Origin of the sequence: Dermacoccus abyssi (assembly GCF_003515945.1) — a bacterium.
In the GTDB taxonomy this organism is placed as follows: Bacteria; Actinomycetota; Actinomycetes; order Actinomycetales; family Dermatophilaceae; genus Dermacoccus; species Dermacoccus abyssi.
The window spans coordinates 228302-249169 of record NZ_QWLM01000002.1 but is presented as its reverse complement, the minus strand read 5'-3'; the positions used below and the strand labels follow the sequence as shown (position 1 = coordinate 249169).

General features: G+C 70.1%; 19 protein-coding genes, 3 pseudogenes and 1 riboswitch. Of the genes and pseudogenes, 19 read left to right on the top strand and 3 right to left on the bottom strand.

Features of this window, described 5'->3' with window-relative positions; genetic code table 11:
- Positions 1-97: 97 nt before the first annotated feature.
- From D1832_RS02735 to D1832_RS02675, 14 genes and pseudogenes are all read left to right on the top strand, one after another.
- Positions 98-2362, top strand: coding sequence for a primosomal protein N' family DNA-binding protein (locus tag D1832_RS02735; RefSeq protein WP_118912508.1), 2265 nt, complete (start codon positions 98-100; stop codon positions 2360-2362).
- A 25-nt stretch (positions 2363-2387) separates the two neighbouring features.
- Entirely contained in the window at positions 2388-3113 is a 726-nt protein-coding gene (locus D1832_RS02730; RefSeq protein ID WP_118912507.1) for an HAD-IA family hydrolase, read from the top strand.
- A gap of 88 nt (positions 3114-3201) precedes the next feature.
- Positions 3202-4139, top strand: a pseudogene (gene fmt, locus D1832_RS02725) (methionyl-tRNA formyltransferase).
- A pseudogene (locus tag D1832_RS16085) lies at positions 4132-4638 on the top strand (transcription antitermination protein NusB); the annotation flags it as partial. The pseudogenes fmt and D1832_RS16085, both read left to right, overlap by 8 nt.
- A gap of 506 nt (positions 4639-5144) precedes the next feature.
- Positions 5145-5780, top strand: a complete 636-nt coding sequence (locus D1832_RS16080) for an RsmB/NOP family class I SAM-dependent RNA methyltransferase (RefSeq protein WP_338067274.1) — start codon at positions 5145-5147, stop codon at positions 5778-5780.
- 48 nt (positions 5781-5828) lie between these two features.
- On the top strand, positions 5829-6485 hold the full coding sequence (rpe, locus tag D1832_RS02715) for a ribulose-phosphate 3-epimerase (RefSeq protein WP_047312871.1): 657 nt from the start codon (positions 5829-5831) through the stop codon (positions 6483-6485).
- 56 nt (positions 6486-6541) lie between these two features.
- Positions 6542-6673: riboswitch (FMN riboswitch) on the top strand.
- A 137-nt stretch (positions 6674-6810) separates the two neighbouring features.
- A complete protein-coding gene (gene ribD / locus D1832_RS02710; RefSeq protein WP_118912506.1) occupies positions 6811-7878 on the top strand; it encodes a bifunctional diaminohydroxyphosphoribosylaminopyrimidine deaminase/5-amino-6-(5-phosphoribosylamino)uracil reductase RibD in 1068 nt (355 codons plus the stop codon).
- 5 nt (positions 7879-7883) lie between these two features.
- Positions 7884-8516 (top strand): riboflavin synthase, encoded by a 633-nt coding sequence (locus tag D1832_RS02705; protein ID WP_118912505.1) that lies wholly within the window; start codon positions 7884-7886, stop codon positions 8514-8516.
- Positions 8513-9205: a nicotinamide mononucleotide transporter family protein gene (locus D1832_RS02700; protein WP_118912504.1), complete on the top strand. Its 693-nt coding sequence runs from the start codon at positions 8513-8515 to the stop codon at positions 9203-9205. Before D1832_RS02705 ends, D1832_RS02700 begins: the two co-directional genes overlap by 4 nt.
- Entirely contained in the window at positions 9205-10458 is a 1254-nt protein-coding gene (ribB, locus tag D1832_RS02695) for a 3,4-dihydroxy-2-butanone-4-phosphate synthase (RefSeq protein ID WP_182434630.1), read from the top strand. Before D1832_RS02700 ends, ribB begins: the two co-directional genes overlap by 1 nt.
- Complete coding sequence (ribH, locus tag D1832_RS02690; RefSeq protein WP_118912503.1) at positions 10455-10931, top strand: 6,7-dimethyl-8-ribityllumazine synthase; 477 nt, start codon at positions 10455-10457, stop codon at positions 10929-10931. Before ribB ends, ribH begins: the two co-directional genes overlap by 4 nt.
- Before the next feature lie 67 nt (positions 10932-10998).
- A complete protein-coding gene (locus D1832_RS02685; protein ID WP_118912502.1) occupies positions 10999-11262 on the top strand; it encodes a phosphoribosyl-ATP diphosphatase in 264 nt (87 codons plus the stop codon).
- Positions 11263-11276: 14 nt separating this feature from the next.
- Positions 11277-12122 (top strand): ATP phosphoribosyltransferase, encoded by an 846-nt coding sequence (gene hisG / locus D1832_RS02680; RefSeq protein WP_047312706.1) that lies wholly within the window; start codon positions 11277-11279, stop codon positions 12120-12122.
- 39 nt (positions 12123-12161) lie between these two features.
- Positions 12162-12623, top strand: a complete 462-nt coding sequence (locus D1832_RS02675; protein WP_241510827.1) for a PH domain-containing protein — start codon at positions 12162-12164, stop codon at positions 12621-12623.
- A 34-nt stretch (positions 12624-12657) separates the two neighbouring features.
- Here D1832_RS02675 and D1832_RS02670 read toward each other — a convergent pair whose 3' ends face one another.
- Positions 12658-13269, bottom strand: a complete 612-nt coding sequence (locus D1832_RS02670) for a nucleoside/nucleotide kinase family protein (protein ID WP_118912501.1) — start codon at positions 13267-13269, stop codon at positions 12658-12660.
- Positions 13270-13320: 51 nt separating this feature from the next.
- On the opposite strand from D1832_RS02670, the gene hisF reads away from it, so the two are divergent.
- Positions 13321-14073: an imidazole glycerol phosphate synthase subunit HisF gene (gene hisF, locus D1832_RS02665; RefSeq protein ID WP_118912500.1), complete on the top strand. Its 753-nt coding sequence runs from the start codon at positions 13321-13323 to the stop codon at positions 14071-14073.
- 80 nt (positions 14074-14153) lie between these two features.
- Here hisF and D1832_RS02660 read toward each other — a convergent pair whose 3' ends face one another.
- Entirely contained in the window at positions 14154-14798 is a 645-nt protein-coding gene (locus D1832_RS02660) for a TIGR03085 family metal-binding protein (RefSeq protein WP_118912499.1), read from the bottom strand.
- Between the two features lie 6 nt (positions 14799-14804).
- On the opposite strand from D1832_RS02660, the pseudogene D1832_RS16170 reads away from it, so the two are divergent.
- The 3 genes and pseudogenes from D1832_RS16170 to D1832_RS02645 all read left to right on the top strand — a co-directional run.
- Positions 14805-15599, top strand: a pseudogene (locus D1832_RS16170) (ABC transporter transmembrane domain-containing protein); the annotation flags it as partial.
- Between the two features lie 80 nt (positions 15600-15679).
- Positions 15680-16702: an ABC transporter ATP-binding protein gene (locus tag D1832_RS02650; protein ID WP_118912498.1), complete on the top strand. Its 1023-nt coding sequence runs from the start codon at positions 15680-15682 to the stop codon at positions 16700-16702.
- Entirely contained in the window at positions 16699-18474 is a 1776-nt protein-coding gene (locus D1832_RS02645) for an ABC transporter ATP-binding protein (protein WP_118912497.1), read from the top strand. Before D1832_RS02650 ends, D1832_RS02645 begins: the two co-directional genes overlap by 4 nt.
- A 4-nt stretch (positions 18475-18478) precedes the next feature.
- On the opposite strand, the gene D1832_RS02640 is transcribed toward D1832_RS02645, so the two are convergent.
- The gene (locus D1832_RS02640) at positions 18479-19090 is read right to left on the bottom strand and encodes an NUDIX hydrolase (RefSeq protein WP_118912496.1); all 612 of its coding nucleotides are present in this window, start codon (positions 19088-19090) and stop codon (positions 18479-18481) included.
- A gap of 930 nt (positions 19091-20020) precedes the next feature.
- On the opposite strand from D1832_RS02640, the gene D1832_RS02635 reads away from it, so the two are divergent.
- Positions 20021-20845 carry an HNH endonuclease signature motif containing protein gene (locus D1832_RS02635; protein ID WP_118912495.1) on the top strand — a complete coding sequence of 275 codons (825 nt, stop codon included), beginning with the start codon at positions 20021-20023 and terminating at the stop codon, positions 20843-20845.
- The last annotated feature ends 23 nt before the right edge of the window (positions 20846-20868 follow it).

Sequence of the window (20868 nt, the reverse complement as noted above, 5' to 3'; positions counted from 1 at the left end):
AAGGGCGCCGCCTGTCCACACCGGACGGGGCGGCGCCCTTCGGCGTCCACGCGGGGAGGTTCGACGGTTGTCGGAGGTGTGCCGTATACATGGGGCCATGAGCGAGCCGCACGCACCGACCAGCGAACAGCTGGCCCTGCTGCGTGAGGCCGCGCGTCCCCAACGCAAGGAACCTGCCGGCGCCACCGGCACGGACACGACTGATGACGCTGCGCCCGCGTCGAAACCCGACCTGGTCGCCGTCGTCTGGCCCATGCTCGAAGTGCCTCACCTCGACCGCGAGTTCGAGTACACGGTGCCCGAGGAGATGCGTGACGACATCGCAGTCGGTGTCGCCGTCAAGGTGAGGTTCAAGGCGCAGCAGATCACCGGCTATGTCGTGGCCCTGCGGGAGCAGGCCGAGTTCTCGGGCACCCTGCGGCCCATCCAACGCGTCATCTCGTCCCAGGTCGTGCTCACGCCGCACGTGTGGGAGCTGGCTCGCGCCGTGGCCGCTCGTGACGCCGGGAACGTCAGCGACGTCCTGCGCCTTGCCATCCCGCCCCGGCACGCCCGCGCCGAGGCGGCGCTCGACGCTCGGGACGAGAAGGCCGCGGCGTCAGAAAGGGCGGATGTCGTCGCCGTCGGGGAGACCGCTGACGCGTCGGACACGACGGCGGCGGACGGATCGCCGGGTGCGCCGAGCGACGGCGAGCGGTCCGAGAGCGAGCCGGCCGAGCCTGCCGGGGCAGCGGTCGACGAAGCATCGAGCGCCTGGCGTTACTACGGCGGCGGGTTGTCGCTGCTCAAGCACATCGCCGACGGCGAGGGCCCACGCGCGTCGTGGAACGTGGCACCCGGGCTGTTCGGTGACGACGCCTGGCCGGGGGCAGTCGCCGAGCTCGCCGACGCGGCTCGACGCTCGAAGCGGGGGAGCCTCGTCGTCGTGCCGGACTCGCGCGACGTCGAGCGCGTGCTCGAGGCCTGCACCGCACTGCTCGGGCGAGACAAGGTCGTGCGCCTCAGCGCCGATCAAGGGCCGCAGGCGCGCTACACCTCGTTCCTCAAGGCGGTGCGCGGTGAGGCCGACGTCGTCGTCGGCACACGGGCCGCGATGTTCGCACCCGTGAAGGATCTCGGGCTCGTCGTGTGGTGGGACGACACGGACCCGCTGCACGCCGAACCCCACGCTCCCTATCCGCACGTGCGCGACGTCCTGCGCGAGCGCGCCCGCCTCAGTGGCGCGGCGCTCGTCTCAGCGGGCCCCACGCGGTCGGCGGCGGTCGAGGCCTGGGTGGAGAGCCGGGGTCTCGTCGCCGTCGATGCTGTGGCTCGAACCGGTGCGGCCGTCGTCGTGACAGGTGACGACCGGGCGGTCGAACGTCACGGACCGGCCGCCCGCGCGCGTATTCCTGCTCAGGCCTGGCGCGGCGCGACAGATGCGCTCGCACACGGCCCCGTCCTCGTCCAAGTGCCGCGGCGCGGCTACGTTCCGGCGCTCGCCTGTGCGCGCTGCCGCACGAAGGCTGCGTGCCCCGTCTGCCACGGGCCCCTGGGGTTGGCCGATGAAGGGGCCACACCCACGTGCCGCTGGTGTGGTCACGTCGCCCACGTCATCACGTGCCCGGAATGCGGTGCGCACGAACTGAGGTCGCTCGTCGTTGGCGCCGGCCGAACCGCGGAGGAACTGGGGCGCGCCTTCCCCGGCGTGCCGGTGCGCCGATCGGGTGCACCGGACGTTCTGGCCACGGTGCCCGACACCCCCGCGCTCGTCATCGCAACGCCCGGTGCGGAGCCGGTCGCCGAAAACGGCTACAGCGCAGCCATCCTGCTCGACGCGTGGGCACTGCTCGATCGCGCCGGGCTCGACTCGTCCGAGCGGGCGCTCACGCACTGGTCCACCGCCGCTGGCCTCGTGCGGGGCGCCGCTGACGGGGGAGCGGTCTACCTGTGCGGCGTGCCGCGCCACGTGCCGTTCCCGAGCGTGGAGGCGCTCGTGCGTGCGGCGCCGCGGTGGTTCGCCGAGCGCGAGCTGGCCGAACGCGCCGAGGTCGGTCTACCCCCGGTCGTCCGGATGGCCGCGCTCGAGGGGCCGAGACGTGCGGCGCAGGACGTGGCCGACGAGGTCTCGCGCCGCGCGAACGACGACGGCGTGCCGCTCGACGTGCTCGGACCACTGCCGTTGGGACGACGCCACATGTTCGATCGCGCGACGGGCCGCTCGAACGACGACGACCCGAAGGTGCGCTACCTCGTGCGCTGGAACGACCCCGGTGCGCCCGAGCCCCCGAAGCTGCTGCGTGGCGTGCAGGCCGCCCGCTCGGCGGCACGCGAACCGGTCGTCACGCTGCGGCTCGACCCGATGCTCGACGGCCTGGCATGAGAACCACTCCGTTACGGTGGGCGCCATGACTTCGACGCCTGACCTGAGCAGACTCGACGACATCGACGGCCCCGATCTCGAGGAACTCGGGGGCTTCACGGACGACACGGCCCCCAACCCGGTCGACTTCGTCGTCTTCGACATCGGCAACGTGCTCATCCGCTGGGAGCCGTTGCTCGCCCTCGAACCCGTCGTCGGGCGCGAGCGCGCCGAGGCCTTTCTCGCCGAGGCCGCCATCGACTTCCACGGGCGCAACTTGCGCGCGGACGGGGGCACGCCGTGGTCCGAGATCGTCGCCGAACTCGCCGAACACGACGCAGCCGTCGGAGAGGTGGGCCAGGCCTACGTCGACCACTACGCCGACGCCATCCGCGAGCCCATCGACGGCACCGTCGCCATCCTGCGGGAACTCCACGAAGCGCAGGTGCCGCTGTTCGCCGTGACGAACTTCTCGGCCGAGCTCTTCCCGATCGCCCGAGAACTGCACGACTTTCTCGATCTGTTCGAGGAGATCATCGTCTCGGGCGAGGAGGGCGTGACGAAGCCCGATCCGGAGGTGTGGGAGATCCTCGAGGAGGTGACCCGTCACATCGGGGGCCTCGAGGACGCGGTGTTCATCGACGACTCGAGCGCCAACGTCATGAGCGCCGAGCAGGCGGGGCTCGACGCGTTGCTGTTCACCGACCCGGACACGCTGCGCGACGAACTGCTCCTGAGGGGTCTGCCGTTGGCGCCGATCGTGCGTGACTGACGGCGGTAGCGCGCCCACTAGACTTGGCCGGACGTCGGCCGAGGCCGATACCCCGACCCCGCTCCACTCGACGAAGGGACGTGCTCCCATGCGCGTTGTGTTCGCCGGCACTCCCGAGGCCGCGGTTCCCTCGCTGAGCGCACTGCTCGACTCGGCCCACGACGTCGTGGGTGTCATCACCCGCCCCGACGCCCGCTCTGGGCGCGGTCGCAAGACGTCCGCTTCGCCGGTGCGTCGCGTCGCCGAGGACGCCGGCGTCGAGGTACTCACGCCGACCAAGCCGTCCGACCCCGAGTTCGTCGCACGTCTGCGCGAACTGGCACCCGATGCCTGCCCCGTCGTCGCCTATGGCGCGCTCATCCCACGTGACGTCCTCGACGTGCCTCGTCTGGGCTGGATCAACCTGCACTTCTCGCTCCTGCCCGCGTGGCGTGGCGCTGCGCCCGTGCAGCACGCGCTCATGGCCGGCGACGATGTCACGGGCGCCTCGACCTTCCTCCTCGAGGAGGGCCTCGACACCGGGCCAGTCTTCGGCACGATGACAGAGGCCGTCCGCGCCACGGACACGGCCGGCGACCTGCTGGGACGCCTCGCCGAGGGCGGAGCGTCGTTGCTCGTCAAGACCCTCGATGCCCTTGAAGCGGGAGAGGTCACGCCCGTCGCCCAGTCGGCCGACGGTGTCTCCCTCGCGCCGAAGATCCTCGTCGAGGACGTGCAGATCGACTGGAAGTCGCCCGCCTTCGCTGTCGACCGCCGCATTCGCGGCGCGTCCCCGGCGCAGGGGCCTGGACGACGTTCCGTAGTGAGCGCCTCAAGGTGCTGCGCAGCACCCTCGCGGTGACCGACGAGGCGAACCCGCCCCTGGCGGCCGGTGCGCTGCGCGCGACGAAGAAGCAGGTCTTCGTGGGCGCCGTCGGAGGCACCCTGGAATTGCTCGAGGTGCAGCCTCAGGGCAAGAAGAGCATGGTCGCGGCCGACTGGGCGCGCGGCGTACGAATCGACGAAGGAGAACGCCTCGGTGGCTGACGCGCGCGAAGGATCGGGTGGCTACGGCCGCGGCTCGAACCCCCGACGGGACGACCGCGGTGACGGTCGCGGCTCTCGAGGTGGCCACGACGCCTCGCGTCGTGACGCCAAGGGCCGAGAGCGATCGGATGCCCGGCTGCGCAGTGCGGGCCACCGCAGCGCGGCCGCCCCGTCCGAGCGACGCCGCAGCGGCGACCCGGCGCGTACCGCGGCTCTGGCCGTTCTGCGCGCGGTCGACGACGGCGCGTACGCCAACCTCGAGATGCCCAAGGTGTTGCGCCGCCACGACCTCAGCGGTCGCGACGCGGCCTTCGCCACCGAACTGGCCCTCGGCACCATCCGTCGTCAGGGCCTCTACGACCGGGTCATCGAGGTCGGAGCAGGCCGCGCGCCGGCCGACATCGACCCGATCGTGCTCGACATCCTGCGCCTCGGTGTTCACCAACTGCTCTCGATGCGCGTGCCCACGCACGCGGCGACGTCCGAGACCGTCGCGCTCGCTCGTGAGCATGCGGGCGCCGGTGCGTCCGGCTTCGTCAACGCCGTTCTGCGCCGCGCTGGGGAGCGTGACCGCGACACCTGGATCGCCGACCTCACCCGCGGCGTCGAGGACGCCGACGACGTGCGCGCCATCGCGACGTCGCACCCCGCCTGGGTCGTCTCGGCCCTGCGTCAGGCACTGCGCGGTCACGAAGCGGCCGGCGGTGAAGGTCAGCCGAGCCTCGACGACGCGCTCGACGCGTTGCTCGCCGCGGACAACGAGGCACCCCGCGTCGCGCTCGTGGCACGTCCAGGCCTCGCGGACGTCGACGAACTCGTCGAGGCCGGTGCCGAACTCAGCGATCTGTCGCCCATCGCGGCCACCCTGCCGTTCGGCGACCCGGCGAACATCCCGGCCGTCCGCGAGACGCGCGCTGCTGTGCAGGACGAAGGCTCTCAGCTGCTCGCCATCGCCCTGGCCGAAGCGCCCGTCGAGCTGCGAAGCCGATCGAGGCCGACAACGAGATGGCCGAGGCCTCGGCCCGCCCCACGACCGGCGAGCGGTGGCTCGACATGTGCGCCGGGCCGGGTGGCAAGGCGGCGGTGCTCGGTTCCATCGCGCACCTGCGCGGACACGTCCTGTTCTGCAACGAGTCGAGCGAGCACCGCACCGAGCTCGTTCGCCGCACGCTGCGCGCTCTGCTCGACGACGGCGCCGAGATCTACGTCGGCACCGGTGATGGCCGTGAGCTCGGGTCCGAGGAACCTGCGACGTACGACCGCGTCCTGCTCGACGCTCCCTGCACCGGTCTCGGTGCGATGCGTCGCCGACCCGAGTCGCGTTGGCGCCGGCGTCCCTTCGACGTCGCAGAGCTCGCCGCCCTGCAGGTGGAGCTGCTCAACTCGGCGCTCGACGCCACGCGTCCGGGCGGCATCGTCGGTTACGCGACGTGCTCGCCGCACCCGGCCGAAACCATTGCCGTCGTCGGTGAGGTGCTCGGTGCGCGTGACGACGTCGTGCAGGAGGACGCCTGGCCGTACTTCCTCGACGCCTACGACGAACCGATCGAACGCATCGGCACCTTGCCGTCGGTCCAGCTGTGGCCGCACGTTCACGGCACCGACGCCATGTTCTTCGCCCTCCTGCGCAAGACGCGCTGACCACCGGAAAGGCCCTCGATGACCGACACCGCCCGCGTCGAACCCACCATGCGCATCGCGCCGAGCATCCTCTCGGCGGACTTCGCCAACCTGCAGAGCGAACTCGACGCGATCAAGAACGCCGACTGGGCGCACGTCGACGTCATGGACAACCACTTCGTGCCCAACCTGACGCTCGGGCTTCCCGTCGTAGAGTCGCTGCTCAAGGTGGCACCCATGCCGCTCGATGCGCACCTCATGATCGACGACCCCGACCGCTGGGCCCCGCAGTACGCGGAAGCGGGCTGCAAGAGCGTCACCTTCCACGTCGAGGCCGCCGCCGACCCGAAGAAGATCGCGCGTGACATCCGCGCTGCCGGTGCCCGCGCGTCGATGGCCATCAAGCCCGGCACCCCGTGGGAGCCGTACGAGGAGCTGCTGCCCGAACTCGACATGGTGCTCGTCATGACGGTCGAGCCCGGTTTCGGTGGCCAGTCCTTCATGGCCGAGCAGATGCCGAAGGTGCGCGCTGTGCGCGAGAGCGTGAAGAAGCACGGCGGTGACATTTGGATCCAGGTGGACGGTGGCGTCTCCGCGAAGACGATCGAGCAGTGCGCCGAAGCCGGTGCGGACACGTTCGTCGCCGGTTCCGCCGTGTACGGCGCGGCCTCGGCGGCCGACGCCGTCGAGGATCTGCGACGTCTCGCAGCCGGCCACGCTCACTGACGGACCGATCGTTGACACCCGGGGTCGCAGGCGCGCACCCCGGGTGTAGCATGAGCGGCGTGCTCCGGGGTAGGTGAAATTCCTAGCCGGCGGTTAAAGTCCGCGACCCGGCCCGCTTCGTCAGGGGTCGGTTGACTCGGTGAAATTCCGAGACCGACGGTTAAAGTCCGGATGGGAGGCAGCATGAGGGCGGTCGCGTGAGCGAGCGCCCGTGTTCGGCATCGCCCGAGATGCCGTGCACTGCTCGTCGTGTGACGAGCCTGCATTTCGTGCGATCTCGCACCACCCCGGTGAACGGTGCTGTTCCGAACCGGAGGTGACAACGATGAAGCTCGACCGCTCAGGCGCCGTGCGTCGTGCTGTCGCGCTCGCGGCTCTTTCGCCCCTTCCGGACGCGAACCCGCGCGTCGGCTGCGTCATCGTCTCGACCGACGGCTCGGTGCTCGCCGAGGGCTACCACCGAGGCGCCGGAACGCCGCACGCCGAAGCGGCGGCCATCGCCGAGGCGAACGCCGATGGCGTGGACCTGCGTGGAGCCACCGCTTACGTCACCCTCGAACCCTGTGCCCACCAGGGCCGTACGCCGTCCTGCGCCCGCGCGCTCGTCGCAGCCGGTGTGGGCCGCGTGGTCTACGGCCAGAGCGACCCGAACGGCGCAGCCGCCGGGGGAGCGGGCATCCTCGCCGACGCGGGCATCGCCGTCGACCAGGACGCCGAGCTTGCACGCCAGGGGGCCGCGCTCAACGAGGACTGGACGTTCTCCGTCACCCACGCTCGGCCCGTCGTCCGCTGGAAGTTCGCCGCCACCCTCGACGGGTTCAGCGCTGCCGCCGACGGCACCTCCCGATGGATCACCGGTTCCACGGCCCGCGCGGACGTCCACCGGCTGCGTGCGCAGCACGGCGCCGTCGTCGTCGGCACGGGAACGGCGCTCGCCGACGACCCGCAGCTCACCGTCCGCGACACCGACGGCACGAACCTCTCGACGCAGCCCCTGCGCGTTGTCATCGGTGGCCGCGACCTGCCCGCCGACGCCCGCGTCCTCGACGACGCAGCCGAGACCCTCCAGCTGCGCACCCACGACGTCGACGCCGTTCTCGAGGCGCTGCACGAGCGCGGCATCCACGCGGTGTGGCTCGAGGGCGGGCCAACGCTCGCCGCCGCCTTCCTCGCGGCCGAGCGCGTCGACGAGGTACTCGCCTACGTCGCCCCCGCGATGCTCGGCGCCGGCAGGCCCGCAGCGGCAGACTTCGGCGCCGCGTCCATGACCGACCTGCGGCGTTTCGACCTCGTCGACGTGACGAGCCTCGTCACGCCCGCAGATGCCACCACCCCCGCGCAGACCGACCTGCGCCTGACCCTGCGCCCGCTCGCGACGCGTGAGGAGAGCTGAACACCGTGTTCACCGGAATCGTCGAAGCCAAAGGCCGGGTTGCCTCGATCGAGCACACCGCCGACGCCGTCGTCCTGGCCGTCGAAGGGGCCGAGGTGCTCACGGACGCGCACCACGGCGACAGCATCGCGGTCAACGGCGTCTGCCTCACGGTGACGACGTTCGACACCCTCACCTTCACGCTCGACGTCATGAAGGAGACGCTCGACCGCACGAGCCTCGGTGCCCTGCAGCCCGGATCACCGGTCAACCTGGAGCGCGCCATGCGCGCGGACGCGCGGTTCGGCGGCCACGTCGTGCAGGGTCACGTCGACGGCACGACGCGCATCGTCGCCATCGAGCCGGGGGAGCGCTGGAGCGTCGTGCGCTTCGACCTGCCGGTCGAGCTCGCGCCCTACGTCGTGGAGAAGGGTTCGATCACGCTCAACGGCGTCTCGCTCACGGTGGCCTCACGCGAGACCGACACCTTCACCGTCAGCCTCATTCCGACGACCCTCGACCTCACGACGTTCGGTGACGCGAGCGTCGGCGACGCCGTCAACGTCGAGGTCGACGTGCTCGCCAAGTACGTCGAGCACCTCGTCGGCCCGCGCCTTGCGGCCCTCGAGGAACGCCTGGCGAAGGCGGAGAGCGCATGAGCGTCTGGGAGCAGATCTACACCGCGCACCTCACGATCGGCGGCTCGCAGATCACGTGGCGCGAGATCATCGGCAACGGCTTCGGCATGGCCTCGGCGATCGGCGGCATGCGCCGCAAGGTGTGGGCATGGCCGGTCGGCATCGTCGGTAACGTGCTGCTCTTCACCGTGTTCGCGGGCCTCGTCTTCGGCATGGACGACCGGGCGCCGATGCTCGGGCAGGCCGGGCGTCAGATCTTCTTCATCGTTACCTCGCTCTACGGCTGGTACGTGTGGCGCGAGAGCAAGAACAAGGGCAGCACCGGCGAGGCCGTCATCCCGCACTGGGCGAGCGCGAAACAGCGTCTCGGCTACGTCATCGCCTGGGGCGCGGGCGTCGTCATCATGCACTGGGTGTTCGAGATCATCGGTGCCGGGTGGCCCGCCCCTTGGTGGTACTTCTGGTGTGACGCCTGGATCTTCGTCGGCTCGCTACTCGCGACGTACGCCATGGCCCGGGGCTGGAACGACTTCTGGCTCATGTGGCTGGCCGTCGACCTCGTCGGCGTGCCTGAACTCATCTATTCCAAGTACTACCCGAGTGCTGCGCTCTATGCGCTGTACGCCCTGCTCGTCGCCTACGGCTTCACCCAGTGGCTGCGTGCCTCACGCAGCCGGGACGTGGCGGCCCGTGAGATGGAGGCATCGTGATGACCACCCCGAACGCATCCGAGGAGGCACTGCGGCTGTCGAGCGTCGAGGACGCCCTCGAGCAGCTGCGTGCCGGACGCCCCGTGCTCGTTGCCGACGACGAGAACCGCGAGAACGAGGCCGACATCGTCATGGCCGGCGAGACGATGACCGCCGAATGGATGGCGTGGGCGATCCGTCACAGCTCGGGCGTCATCTGCGCACCGTTGCCGGACGACGTCGCCGACCGGCTCCTCCTTCCGCCGATGGTCTCGCGCAACGAAGACCCGAAGGGCACCGCGTACACGATCTCCGTTGATGCGAAGGACGGCGTGCACACCGGCATCTCGGCCGCCGACCGCGCACTGACGCTGCGTGTGCTCGCCGACCCGACCACGCCTCCTGACGCGCTGACGCGCCCCGGTCACGTCTTCCCGCTGCGCGCCCGACCGGGCGGCGTGCTCGAGCGTGACGGCCACACCGAGGCGTCGGTCGACCTGTGCCGACTCGCGGGCCTCTCCCCGGTCGCGATGATCGTCGAACTCGTCCACGACGACGGCGCGATGATGCGCCTGCCGGGTGCCGTGGAGCTCGCCGAGGCCGAAGGGCTCGCCGTCATCACGATCGAGCAGCTCATCGAGTGGCGTCGGCGCCACGACCGCGTCGAGCACATCGCCTCCGCCAACCTGCCGACGGAGTACGGCACGTTCACGGCGTGGGGCTTCGAGGACCGCGAGAGCGGCGCTGAGCACCTGGCCCTCGTGAGCGAGCGCGAGCCGGGGGATGTGCCGCTCGTGCGCCTGCACTCCGAGTGCCTCACCGGTGACGCCCTCGGTTCGTTGCGCTGCGACTGCGGCCCGCAGCTGCGGGAAGCGCAGCGCCTCGTCTCGCGCGAGGGCGGCGTCGTGCTGTACCTGCGCGGCCAGGAGGGGCGCGGCGTCGGGCTGCTCAACAAGATGCGCGCGTACGGCCTGCAGGACGCGGGCTTCGACACCGTCGACGCGCAGGTCGAGTTAGGGCTGCCCATCGACGGACGCGAGTACGGTGCGGCGGCCGCCATGTTGCGCGCGCTCGGTCACACCCGCGTGCGGCTGCTGACGAACAACCCCGACAAGGCAGAGCAACTCGCGCGCTTCGGCATCGCGGTCGTCGAGCGGGTTCCGCTCGTGGCCGGTGTGGGGCCTGACAACGCGACGTACGTGCGCACCAAGATCGAACGCCTCGGTCACACCTTCGACCGTGGCGACGAACCTCAGGTAGGAGAAGCATCATGAGTGGACACGGTTCCCCCGAACTCAACGTCGACGGCTCGGGTCTGCGCGTCGCGATCGTCGCGGCCAGCTGGCACGACGTCGTGATGAACGGCCTCATCGACGGCGCTCGCCGCGGCCTGGCCGACGCCGGCGTCGCCGAGTCCGACGTCACGCTCGTGCGCGTGCCCGGCACCTTCGAACTGACGGCGGCCTGCGCGCGTCTCGCGGACAAGTTCGACGTCCTCGTCGCGCTCGGCGTCGTCATCCGTGGCGGAACGCCGCACTTCGACTACGTCTGCAGCGCTGCCACGGACGGCCTCACCCAGATCGGCGTCACGACGGGCAAGGCCATCGGCTTCGGTGTGCTCACATGCGACAACGACGAGCAGGCCCTCGACCGTGCGGGCCTGGAGAACTCCTCGGAGGACAAGGGCCACGAGGCCGCGACCGCCGCCGTCGCCACCGAGGTGACGCTGCGCGCGCTCGGTGCGTGATCGTCGTCCGGCTTCCATGCCGGACGGCGCGCGGGCCGCACCTGCGCGACCGGTAACCTTGCACCCTGTGAAGACGTTCGAAGAGCTGTGGGCCGAACTCAATGAGAAGGTGCAGACGCGTCCGGAGGGTTCCGCCACCGTCGCCGAACTCGACCGGGGTGTGCACTTCATCGGCAAGAAGATCGTCGAGGAGGCCGCCGAGGTGTGGATGGCCGCCGAGCACGAGGGCAACGCCGCTGCGGCCGAGGAGATCAGCCAGCTCCTGTACCACCTGCAGGTGCTCATGATCGAGCGCGGCATCACGCTCGACGACGTCTACTCCCACCTCTGAGCCGGAAGGACACCATGCTGCGCGTCGCAGTCCCCAACAAGGGCGCCCTTTCCGAATCCGCCGCCTCGATGCTCAAGGAGGCCGGCTACCGCGGGCGCCGCGACTCCAAGGAACTCGTCGTCGTGGACGCCGACAACGAGGTCGAGTTCTTCTTCCTGCGCCCCAAGGACATCGCCGTCTACGTCGGCTCGGGAACCCTCGACCTGGGTATCACCGGGCGCGACCTCATGCTCGACTCCGGTTCCAAGGCCGTCGAGCACCTGCAGCTCGGCTTCGGGGCGTCCACGTTCCGCTACGCCGGGCGTCCGGGCGTCGCGTCGAGCGTTGCCGACCTCGAAGGTCGACGGATCGCGACGTCGTTCGCCGGCCTCGTCAGGGCCGACCTCGAGAAGAACGGTGTGAACGCTGAGGTCGTTCGCCTCGACGGTGCGGTCGAGACGGCTGTGACGCTCGGCGTCGCCGACGTCATCGCCGACGTCGTCGAGACCGGTACGACCCTGCGCAACGCCGGACTCGAGGTCTTCGGTGACCCGATCCTCACGAGCGAGGCCCTGCTCATCCGTCCCTCCGACCGCGAGCTGTCCGGTCAGGCCGCGACTCTCGTGCGCCGTCTCGAGGGCGTTCTCACCGCGCGCCACTACGTCATGATGGATTACGACATCGACGCCGCACTCGTCGAGGAGGCCGCCGCGCTGACGCCCGGCAGCGAGTCGCCCACCGTGTCGCCGCTTCACGACCCGAACCAGGTCGCCGTGCGCGTCATGGTGCACCGCCGTTCGCTCAACCGCGTCATGGACGAGTTGTACGACCTCGGGGCGCGCGCCATCCTCGTCACCGACATCGCCGCCTGCCGGCTCTGATCCACGCCTCGCGCCCGAGCACCCGAGAGGAGTCATCCCATGGCCAAGAACGAGGACGCCTATCGTCCGTTCATTCCGCGTCGCGGCCGAGCGGTGGCCTTCGCAGCCGCCGTGGCGATGGTCGTGACCTTCGGTGTCGTCGCCTTCGTCGTCCTGCCCACCGGCGGGGCTACCGGTTGGACGATGCTCGACAAGTGGGCCGTGTTCTTCTTCGGCTGTTTCCTCGGCTGGGGTCTGAGCCGGTGGGGGCTCGTCAAGGCCGAGCCGTCGCCCGAGGGCATCACGGTGCGCAACCTGCTGACGAAGCGCTTCGTGCCGTGGGCCGAGATCGTTGGCGTCCAGTTCGGCGGCGGGCGCCCGTGGTGCCTGCTCGACCTGGCCGACACCGAGCAGCTCGCCGTCATGGCGATCCAGCGCGCCGACGGCCCGTCCGCCGAGGCGGAGGCCTCACGGCTGGCCGCTCTCGTCCACGTCAATCAGGGCGAGATCCCGAACGACTGAACGGTCACGTTCTGGTTGAGGCAGGTCGGCGGCCTCAGTGCGCAGCGGAGCGTTCTTCGTCCGTGAGATCGCTCGCGTCGACGACGACGTCCGCCCGGGGCGGATGCGCGGTGAACCAGGACCGTTCCTGCGCCTCCCAGCTCACCCAGTACGGCGCGAACATCTCGCCGTCGCGACGCAGTGCACGGATGCGCCGCTGCTCGCGCGAGGCCTCCAGCCACGCCGAGCCCTCCGCGATGTTCTGTCCCACCCATCCGGCGCCGACGCCCTCGACGATGAGGGAGCGGGTGGCGTGGATGGGCTCACGCTCGCGCGGTGGCACACCGGCCCACTGCGTCGGCTTGTAACTCGGAGAGCGGCCGGCGCGCCAGTGTTCGACGAGCTGGCGGGCACGCAACACGCCGCTGGGCAGGCTGTCCCAATCGCGGTAGAGGTCGTCGAGGTGAAGCACCTGGGCGTGAGGGTAGTGCTGAGCGAGGCGGTCCGAGAGCTGGGTCTTACCTGCTCCGGAGCGCCCGTCGAGTGTGAACAGCCAACGCTCGTTCAGGGACGCGCGGGTGTCGAACCACGCGAGCACGGCGTCCGGTGACAACGTCGGCACCGCGGCGAGACCGGGCGATTGGACGGCGATGGGCGGCGTGTTCACGGAGCAAACGTACCGGCCGGGCGCGGGGCCTGAGGGCTTAGGCTCGGTGCCATGTCGGTTGCGGTACGTGTCATTCCCTGTCTCGACGTCGACGCAGGACGCGTCGTCAAGGGCGTCAACTTCGAGAATCTTCGTGACGCGGGCGACCCCGTCGAACTCGCGGCACGCTACGAGCGTCAGGGCGCTGACGAACTCACCTTCCTCGACGTCACCGCGAGCTCGGCGGACCGATCGACGACGTACGACCTCGTCGCGCGCACGGCCGAGCAGGTCTTCATTCCCCTCACCGTCGGGGGAGGCGTGCGCACTGTCGGCGACGTCGACCGACTGTTGCGTTCGGGCGCGGACAAGGTGGGTATCAACACCGGTGCCATCGCCCGCCCCGAGGTCATCGCCGAGATCGCCGACCGCTTCGGCGCCCAGGTTCTCGTGCTGTCCGCGGACGTGCGGCGCATCGACGGGCGCTATGAGGTGACGACGCACGGCGGCCGCACGAGCTCCGGCCTGGAGGCCGTCGAGTGGTGTGCGCGCGCGGAGGAGTTGGGGGCAGGGGAGATCCTGCTCAACTCGATGGACGCCGACGGCACGAAGCGCGGATTCGACCTCGAACTCATCGAGGCAGTGCGCCGCGAGGTCACCGTGCCTCTCATCGCGAGTGGTGGCGCGGGCGCCGTCGAGCACTTCCCGGCCGCGGTCGAAGCCGGCGCCGACGCCGTGCTCGCAGCCTCCGTCTTCCACTACGGCGAGATGACGATCGGCGACGTCAAGCAGGCCCTGGCAGCCACCGGTGCGCCGGTGCGCTGAACGCGCCACTCGATTTCGGGCCTCACCTTCAACTCGAAGGTGAGGCCCGAATTCGTTGAACTAGCAAGGAAGGACGCTGGTCAGATGCCCTTCGGCGTCGACGCGAAGCGGTTGATGTCGTCCGGCTCGCCCGCGAACTGAACGAAGCTCATGCGGCCCGCCAGGTGGAGGAGAACCTCGCTGGGCAGGCCCTCGATGACCACTTCACCGAGCGGCTCGTCGGGGCTGGTGAGGGCAACCGGCGTGCGTCCCGGGCAGAGGGCGGCAACGCGCATCCGCGAGTGGCGCAGCATCATCGTGCCGGCGGCCGGCAGGGCGGCGTAAAGCGAGTTCTGCAGGCGCTCACCGACGGTGCGCACCTGCGACTCGTCGGCGTAAGGCAGCTGCGCGCGCAGGATATCCTCGTGGTGGATGAAGTACTCCTGCAGGTTCGCGCGCGCGTCGACCGCGGGGATGCGGAAGGGCGAGAACTCGTGCGGGCCGCGGCGCACCATGTCGACGAGGTCCTCGAAGGGACGCAGCGCGTAGCGCGCGCGGGTACGCTCGGCGAGGTCGCGTGCCTGGGGCAGAAGGATGCCGACGGCCTCCGGGCGACGCTCACGCATCGCGAGGTGGGCCAGGAGGTCCTTCACGGTCCAGCCGTCGCAGAGCGTCGGAGCGTCCGGTCCGATCCGTAGGGCGGTGTCGCAGAGAGCCTGTCGTTCGGCTTGGGCATAGTTCGGCATGGCGCAATGTTGTCACCCCCGCGACCGAGCGAGCAAAGGAACCCCCGCGTGAGTGCAGCCGACCTGGCCCCCGACGCGTCACCCGTTCGCGTCACCCTGGAAGGGTGCCGTGAGGAGTGGCGCTGGTTCGTCTTCTCCGTTCTCGGGGCGACCGGCTACGGCGTGCTCACCGTGCTCACCGCGTCCGTGATCGGCGGGCTCGTGGCGGACGTCGTCACGCCTGCCGTGCGCGAGGGCGAACTCACCGGCGCGATGGCCTGGCAGGTGGCCTGGCAACTCGGCGGCGTCGTGTTCCTCAACGTCATCGCCGTCATCGTGCGACGTATCGCCGCCGGCATCACGTACAACAACCTCATCGCCTCGACGCGGCGTCGGGTGACGCGCGCCTACCAGGACCTGCCGATGCGTTGGCACCAGGTACATCCCTCGGGACGTCTGCTCTCGCACGCGAACTCGGACGTCGAGACGATCTGGAACATCTTCCAGCCACTGCCCATGGCGCTCGGCGTCGCCATCATGCTGCTCTTCGGCTTCGTCTCGATCTTCCTCGTCGACGTCGTCCTGGGCTTCGTCGCGCTCGTCGTGTTCCCGCTGCTCATCGTCATCAACTACTGGTTCCAGATCGTCATGCGCCGTCGTGTCGAGGCATCGCAGGCGGCCCGCGCGCAGGTGAGCACCGTGGCCGACGAGAGCTTCGACGGCGCGCTCGTCGTCAAGGCGCTCGGTCGCGCCGACTCGGAGACCGCGCGCCTCACGCGCTCGGCCGAAGAACTGCGTGATGCCAACATCCGTCTCGGACGGACCGAGGGCATCTTCGACCCGATGACGAATGCGCTGCCGACGCTCGGGTCGCTCGCCGTCGTCGTGGTCGTGCCGAACGTGTGGCCTCGGGCTCGATCACGGCCGCTGACGTCGTTCAGGTCGCCTACCTCTTCAGCCTGCTCGCGTGGCCGGTGCGCGCCTTCGGTTGGATCCTGTTCAGCCTCCCGCAGGTGGCCATCGGGTGGAAGCGCGTCAAGCCGATCCTCGACGACGCAGCCGATCTGCCGCCGCGCCGCCGGGAGGCGTCCCTGCCCGAAGGGCCGTTGGAGCTGCGGGCGCGCGGTGTCTCGTTCACGTACGAGGACGCCGACGCTCCCGCGCTCACCGGCGTCGACCTCGAGGTTCCCGCCGGCGGCTCGCTCGCCGTCGTCGGTGCGACGGGCTCGGGCAAGAGCACGCTCGCTCAGGTGCTCGTCGGGCTCACCCCGCCGACGGCCGGCGTCGTCGAGGTGGGTGGTCACGACATCGGTGGCGTGGCGAACCGTGAGGAGCGGGTGGCGCTCGCGACGCAGGACGCGTTCGTGTTCAACGAGTCGAGCGAGGAGAACGTGGCGCTGGGGCGCTCGGATCTCGGTCGCGGCGAGGTCGATCACGCACTCGACGTCGCGCACGCGGCGACGTTCGTCGAGGCCCTGCCGCACGGTCGGGACGAGGCGCTCGGTGAGCGTGGTTCGCGCCTGTCGGGCGGTCAGCGTCAGCGCATCGCGCTCGCACGAGTGATCGCCGGTAAACCCGGTCTCGTCGTGCTCGACGACTCGACGAGCGCGATCGACCCCGCCGTCGAAGGCGACATCCTCACGTCGCTGCGTTCTGCGACCGAGGGCAGCACCACCGTCATCGTCGCGCACCGCCGCTCGAGCATCCTGCTCGCGGACCGCGTCGTGTACCTCGAGAACGGACGGGTGGCCGCCAGCGGCCGTCACGACGAACTCATGGCCGGCCACCCCGGGTACGCGGCGCTACTCAGCGCGTACGAGGTGGAGGAAGCCGAGGGTGCTGCCCCTGATGCCGCGGACGTCAATGACGGTGACGGGGACGATGCCGACGCATCCCACGCCGAGGCTGAAGGGGGCCGGGCATGAGCGCCGGCGCAACCAAGGTGACGAGCGACCGCGGCACCCTGCGGCGCGGGCTCTCGCTCGCTCCGGAGATGACGAAGGGCTTCGGCTGGACGCTGTTGCTCGCGCTCGTGGCCACGTCGAGCCAGGTCATCGTGCCGTTGACGCTGCAGCGCGCCATCGACCACGGCATCCTCGCGCCGGGCGGGGTCGATCTCGGCGTCGTGCGGTGGACGTGCGCCCTCGCGGCCCTCGGCGTCGTCGTGGCGGGTGTCTGCTCCTACGTCATGAACGTCAGGCTCTTCCGCGCCTCGGAGCGGGGGCTGGCGACGTTGCGCAGCAAGGCGTTCGCCCACGTGCACGCCCTGTCGACGCTGACGCTCAACGCGTCCCGCCGCGGTTCGATGGTTTCGCGCGTGACGAGCGACGTCGACCAGATCTCGATGTTCGTCCAGCGCGGCGGCATGATGCTCATCGTCTCCATCGGGCAACTGCTCGTCGCGACGATCCTCATGCTCTGGTACTCGTGGCCGCTCGCCATCTTCGTGTGGATCTGCTTCCTGCCGCTGTTCTTCCTCCTGCGCTACTTCCAGCGGCTCGTCGGGCGCGCGTACGCCGTCGTCCGCGAGCGGGTGGCCGACATGCTGAGCACGATCTCGGAGTCCGTGGCCGGGGCAGCGACCGTCCGCCTGTTCGGTATTCAGCCGCGCACCCAGGAGCGCATGGACGATGCGATCGAGGCGCAGCGCAAGGCCGCCATCGGGGCGCAGATCCGTGCCGTGGGTGCGTTCGTGTCGGGCCAGGGCGTCTCCGGCGCCGCGCTCATCCTCGTCATCATCGCGGGTGCGTGGATGGGCGCCAACGGACACATGACGATCGGTGAGATCACCGCCTTCGTGTTCCTCACCAACCTCTTCACGCAGCCCGTTCAGACGGCCACCGAGGTCCTCAACGACCTGCAGAACGCTCTCGCGGGCTGGCGGCGTGTCATCGAGTTGCTCGACACGCCCCTCGAGGTCGTGCCGCCGGCGCAACCGCAGTCGTTGAGTGCCGGCGCCAAGTCGGTGCAGCTCGACCACGTCGACTTCGCCTACTCACCCGACGCCGACCTTGTGCTGCGCGACGTCGACGCGACGATCGCGCCGGGTACGAGCGTCGCCGTCGTCGGTGAGACGGGCTCGGGCAAGAGCACGCTCGCGAAACTACTGACGCGCCTGGTTGACCCCACGTCGGGTGTCGTGCGCGTCGGTGGACTCGACCTTCGGGACGTCGGGGATGCCTCTCTGCGTGAGGCCGTGGCGTACCTGCCGCAGGAGGGTTTCCTCTTCACCGGCACGATCGCCGACAACGTGCGCTTCGCGCGGCCGGACCTCGACGACGCAGGTGTCGAGCGCGCCTTTGTCGGCATCGGGTGTGAGGACTGGCTCGCTCGTCAGCCCGAGGGCGTGCGCACTGAGGTGGGAGCTCGTGGATCGCGGCTCAGCGCGGGGGAGCGGCAGATCGTCGCGCTCGCGCGCACGTACGTGACGGACCCGGACGTGCTCATCCTCGACGAGGCCACCTCGAGTGTCGACCCGTCGACCGATGTTGCCGTCGGCCGGGCACTCGACGAGCTGATGCGCGGCCGGACGAGCGTCGTCATCGCCCACCGCCTCGCGACGGCCGAGAAGGCCGACGAGATCTGGGTCATGGACGCCGGACGACTCGTCCAGCGCGGCTCGCACGTTGAACTCGTCGGCGCTGACGGACCCTACCGGCGGCTGCACGAAGGCTGGGTGGCCTCCCACGCGGAGTAGCGCGCTACTTCCAGGCGAACTTGGGCTGCTCGAAGTGGGCCACGCGCGTGCTGCGGCCGTGGAGAACGACTTCCCGGAACTGATGGAGGATCGCCGCCGTCGGCGCGTGGATCCAGTAGTCCTCGAAGGGCCACTGGAACACCGGCTCGCCCAGCCCACGCTGCTCGACGAACCGCGGTTCCGCGTCCAGCTGGGGGAGCGTGATCTCGTGGAGCACCGCAACCTCGGCCGGGTTGAGCACCACGTCGTCGAGTACATCGCCGGCCCAGACGACGAACGGGCGGATGAGATAGCCCGAGCGCGTCGCGAAGTCGTCGAGCCGGCCGAGAACGGCGTCGGCCGAAGCCGCAATGCCGAGTTCCTCGTGCAGTTCGCGCAGGGCAGCTTCCTGGGGCGTTTCATCTGCGTCGATACGACCGCCCGGTAGCGCGAACTGACCGGCGTGGGCGCGGAGGCTGGGTGCTCGCTTCTCCATGAGAACGACCGGCTCGTCCGCCCTGTGGGCGATGACGACGCAAACCGCGGCCTCGCGCAGGGGGTTACCGGTGGCTTCACGAGGCTCGAAGGAGGAGAGCTGCTGCGCAATGCGCTGACGCAGGTCGTCTTCACGGGGCATGCGGGCGGCTCCTCTTCGGGTGACTCTGCTGGGTTCGGGCAGAACCCATCGTGGCGCATCGGGCGCTGGTTCGGGGCGCGCCATCGCCAGTGCGTCAGACACGCGCTTGGCCACTCCGGGAAACCGTTCACTAGTGCGCGGAACAGCGAGGCTCTGCGGCTAAAGGATGGGCGCTTGCGGGCGGTGATCCTGTGGTCAGCGGCACGTGGGTCAGGGCATTGGTTGCGCACGGACCTGCCATGATTCGAACAGGTGTGCGAGAATAGAGCATGGATCTGAGGTCGGTGACGAGCGCGGAAGCGCTCGCGGGCGCGGCGGGTGACGAACTCGTCGAAGCATGGTTGGTGCTCACCCGCGCCATCGCCGATCGCGCCCTCGTCTCGCCCGATTCCCTCGTTGGTGACGTCGCTGAAGGGCCGACGTTCGACGAGCAAATCGAGACGCTGGAGCACACCCGACGCAGTCTGGAGCGGGCCGCCGAGGTGGCCTCGCTCGTCAGCCGCAGCGCCGACGCGGTCATGCGCGTCGTCGCGGATGCCCACGAGGGCGTTGTCGCCAGCACGACCACCTCTCGTGGACCCACCTGGCGGGCGACGACTCGTACCCGCTGGCTGTCGGCGAGTTCGCGGCCGACTCGCTCGCTCCCGTGCTCGGGATGCGCTCGGGCAGCGTTGCCTCCATGGCCGACGACGCCGCAACACTCCGGTCGCGTCACCCGTGGATGCTGGCCGAGTGCCTCGCCGGTCGAGCGCGCTTCGCGACGGCCACGGTCATCTCGGACGAACTCGACCACATCGTCGAACCGGAAGCCCTGGCCCGCGTCACTGACCTGGTGGAGGAGTCCGGTGCGCCCCGCATGGGCGGCAGTGCCGCGCGGCGGCACGGCGGAAGCTCCTGCGTGCACTGGGGCTCGCTCGGGAGGCTGACGAAGTGCTGGCCGACCGCGAGAAGGGTGTGTGGTTCGAACCGCACCTCGACGTCGACTCACTCACCGAGATGCGTGTCGTCCTCGACACGGGCGACGCGCTGGCGCTGCACGCCGTCATCGAGGCCCGCGCCGAACACCTGCGCGCCGGCTGGGGCGGAGGAGGGCTGCCGCCGTCGCGGGGTCGCTGTCGTGTCGATGCGCTGGTCGACCTGATGCTCGAGAGCAGTTCGGTGCATGCTGCTTTCACGCTGCAAGTGCCGTTGGCCGCTGACTCGCCGCCCACTCAGTCCCTCCGGCGCGAGCAGTGCTCCACCATGCGTTTCGTCAGAGCGCTGCGTTCCTCACCAGGGGAGAGCTCTGCCTTCGCTGACGTCGACGTGCCAGGAATGGGTGTCGTGACAGGTGAGGCGCTCGCTCGGCTAGCCGCATCGATCGGAACGACGTTCGCGGTTCGCCTCACCCGCGATCTGGCCAACGGTCGCGTCGTGACAACCGGCACGCTGTCGCAGACGTACCGACCGCACGCCACAATGGCGGCCCTCGTCACCGATCGCGACGAGGTGTGCCGCTTCCCGTACTGCACGCGGCCCGGGACATCTGCAGACCTCGACCACGTCATCCCGTTCGTCGAGGGCGGTGCAACGAGCGGGTCGAACCTCCAGAGCCTGTGCCGTCATCACCACCGCGCCAAGACGTTCGGCGGATACGCGGTGAGCATGGATGCCGAAGCCACATGCGAGTGGGAGTCGCCCTTCGGCCGCCGCTGGCTGACCCGCCCCGGCGGAGTCACGGTGCCGCTGGAACCGCGCGCGGGCCGCGTCGCCTGAGCGTCGCTGTGGCGCAGCTGACG

Bases quoted from the DNA above. Each gene is read 5' to 3' on its own strand.
- D1832_RS02735 (WP_118912508.1), top strand. From the start codon at position 98: ATGAGCGAGCCGCACGCACCGACCAGCGAACAGCTGGCCCTGCTGCGT.
- D1832_RS02730 (WP_118912507.1), top strand. From the start codon at position 2,388: ATGACTTCGACGCCTGACCTGAGCAGACTCGACGACATCGACGGCCCC.
- D1832_RS16080 (WP_338067274.1), top strand. From the start codon at position 5,145: ATGGCCGAGGCCTCGGCCCGCCCCACGACCGGCGAGCGGTGGCTCGAC.
- rpe (WP_047312871.1), top strand. From the start codon at position 5,829: ATGCGCATCGCGCCGAGCATCCTCTCGGCGGACTTCGCCAACCTGCAG.
- ribD (WP_118912506.1), top strand. From the start codon at position 6,811: ATGAAGCTCGACCGCTCAGGCGCCGTGCGTCGTGCTGTCGCGCTCGCG.
- D1832_RS02700 (WP_118912504.1), top strand. From the start codon at position 8,513: ATGAGCGTCTGGGAGCAGATCTACACCGCGCACCTCACGATCGGCGGC.
- ribB (WP_182434630.1), top strand. From the start codon at position 9,205: ATGACCACCCCGAACGCATCCGAGGAGGCACTGCGGCTGTCGAGCGTC.
- ribH (WP_118912503.1), top strand. From the start codon at position 10,455: ATGAGTGGACACGGTTCCCCCGAACTCAACGTCGACGGCTCGGGTCTG.
- hisG (WP_047312706.1), top strand. From the start codon at position 11,277: ATGCTGCGCGTCGCAGTCCCCAACAAGGGCGCCCTTTCCGAATCCGCC.
- D1832_RS02675 (WP_241510827.1), top strand. From the start codon at position 12,162: ATGGCCAAGAACGAGGACGCCTATCGTCCGTTCATTCCGCGTCGCGGC.
- hisF (WP_118912500.1), top strand. From the start codon at position 13,321: ATGTCGGTTGCGGTACGTGTCATTCCCTGTCTCGACGTCGACGCAGGA.
- D1832_RS02660 (WP_118912499.1), bottom strand. From the start codon at position 14,798: ATGCCGAACTATGCCCAAGCCGAACGACAGGCTCTCTGCGACACCGCC.
- D1832_RS02645 (WP_118912497.1), top strand. From the start codon at position 16,699: ATGAGCGCCGGCGCAACCAAGGTGACGAGCGACCGCGGCACCCTGCGG.
- D1832_RS02640 (WP_118912496.1), bottom strand. From the start codon at position 19,090: ATGCCCCGTGAAGACGACCTGCGTCAGCGCATTGCGCAGCAGCTCTCC.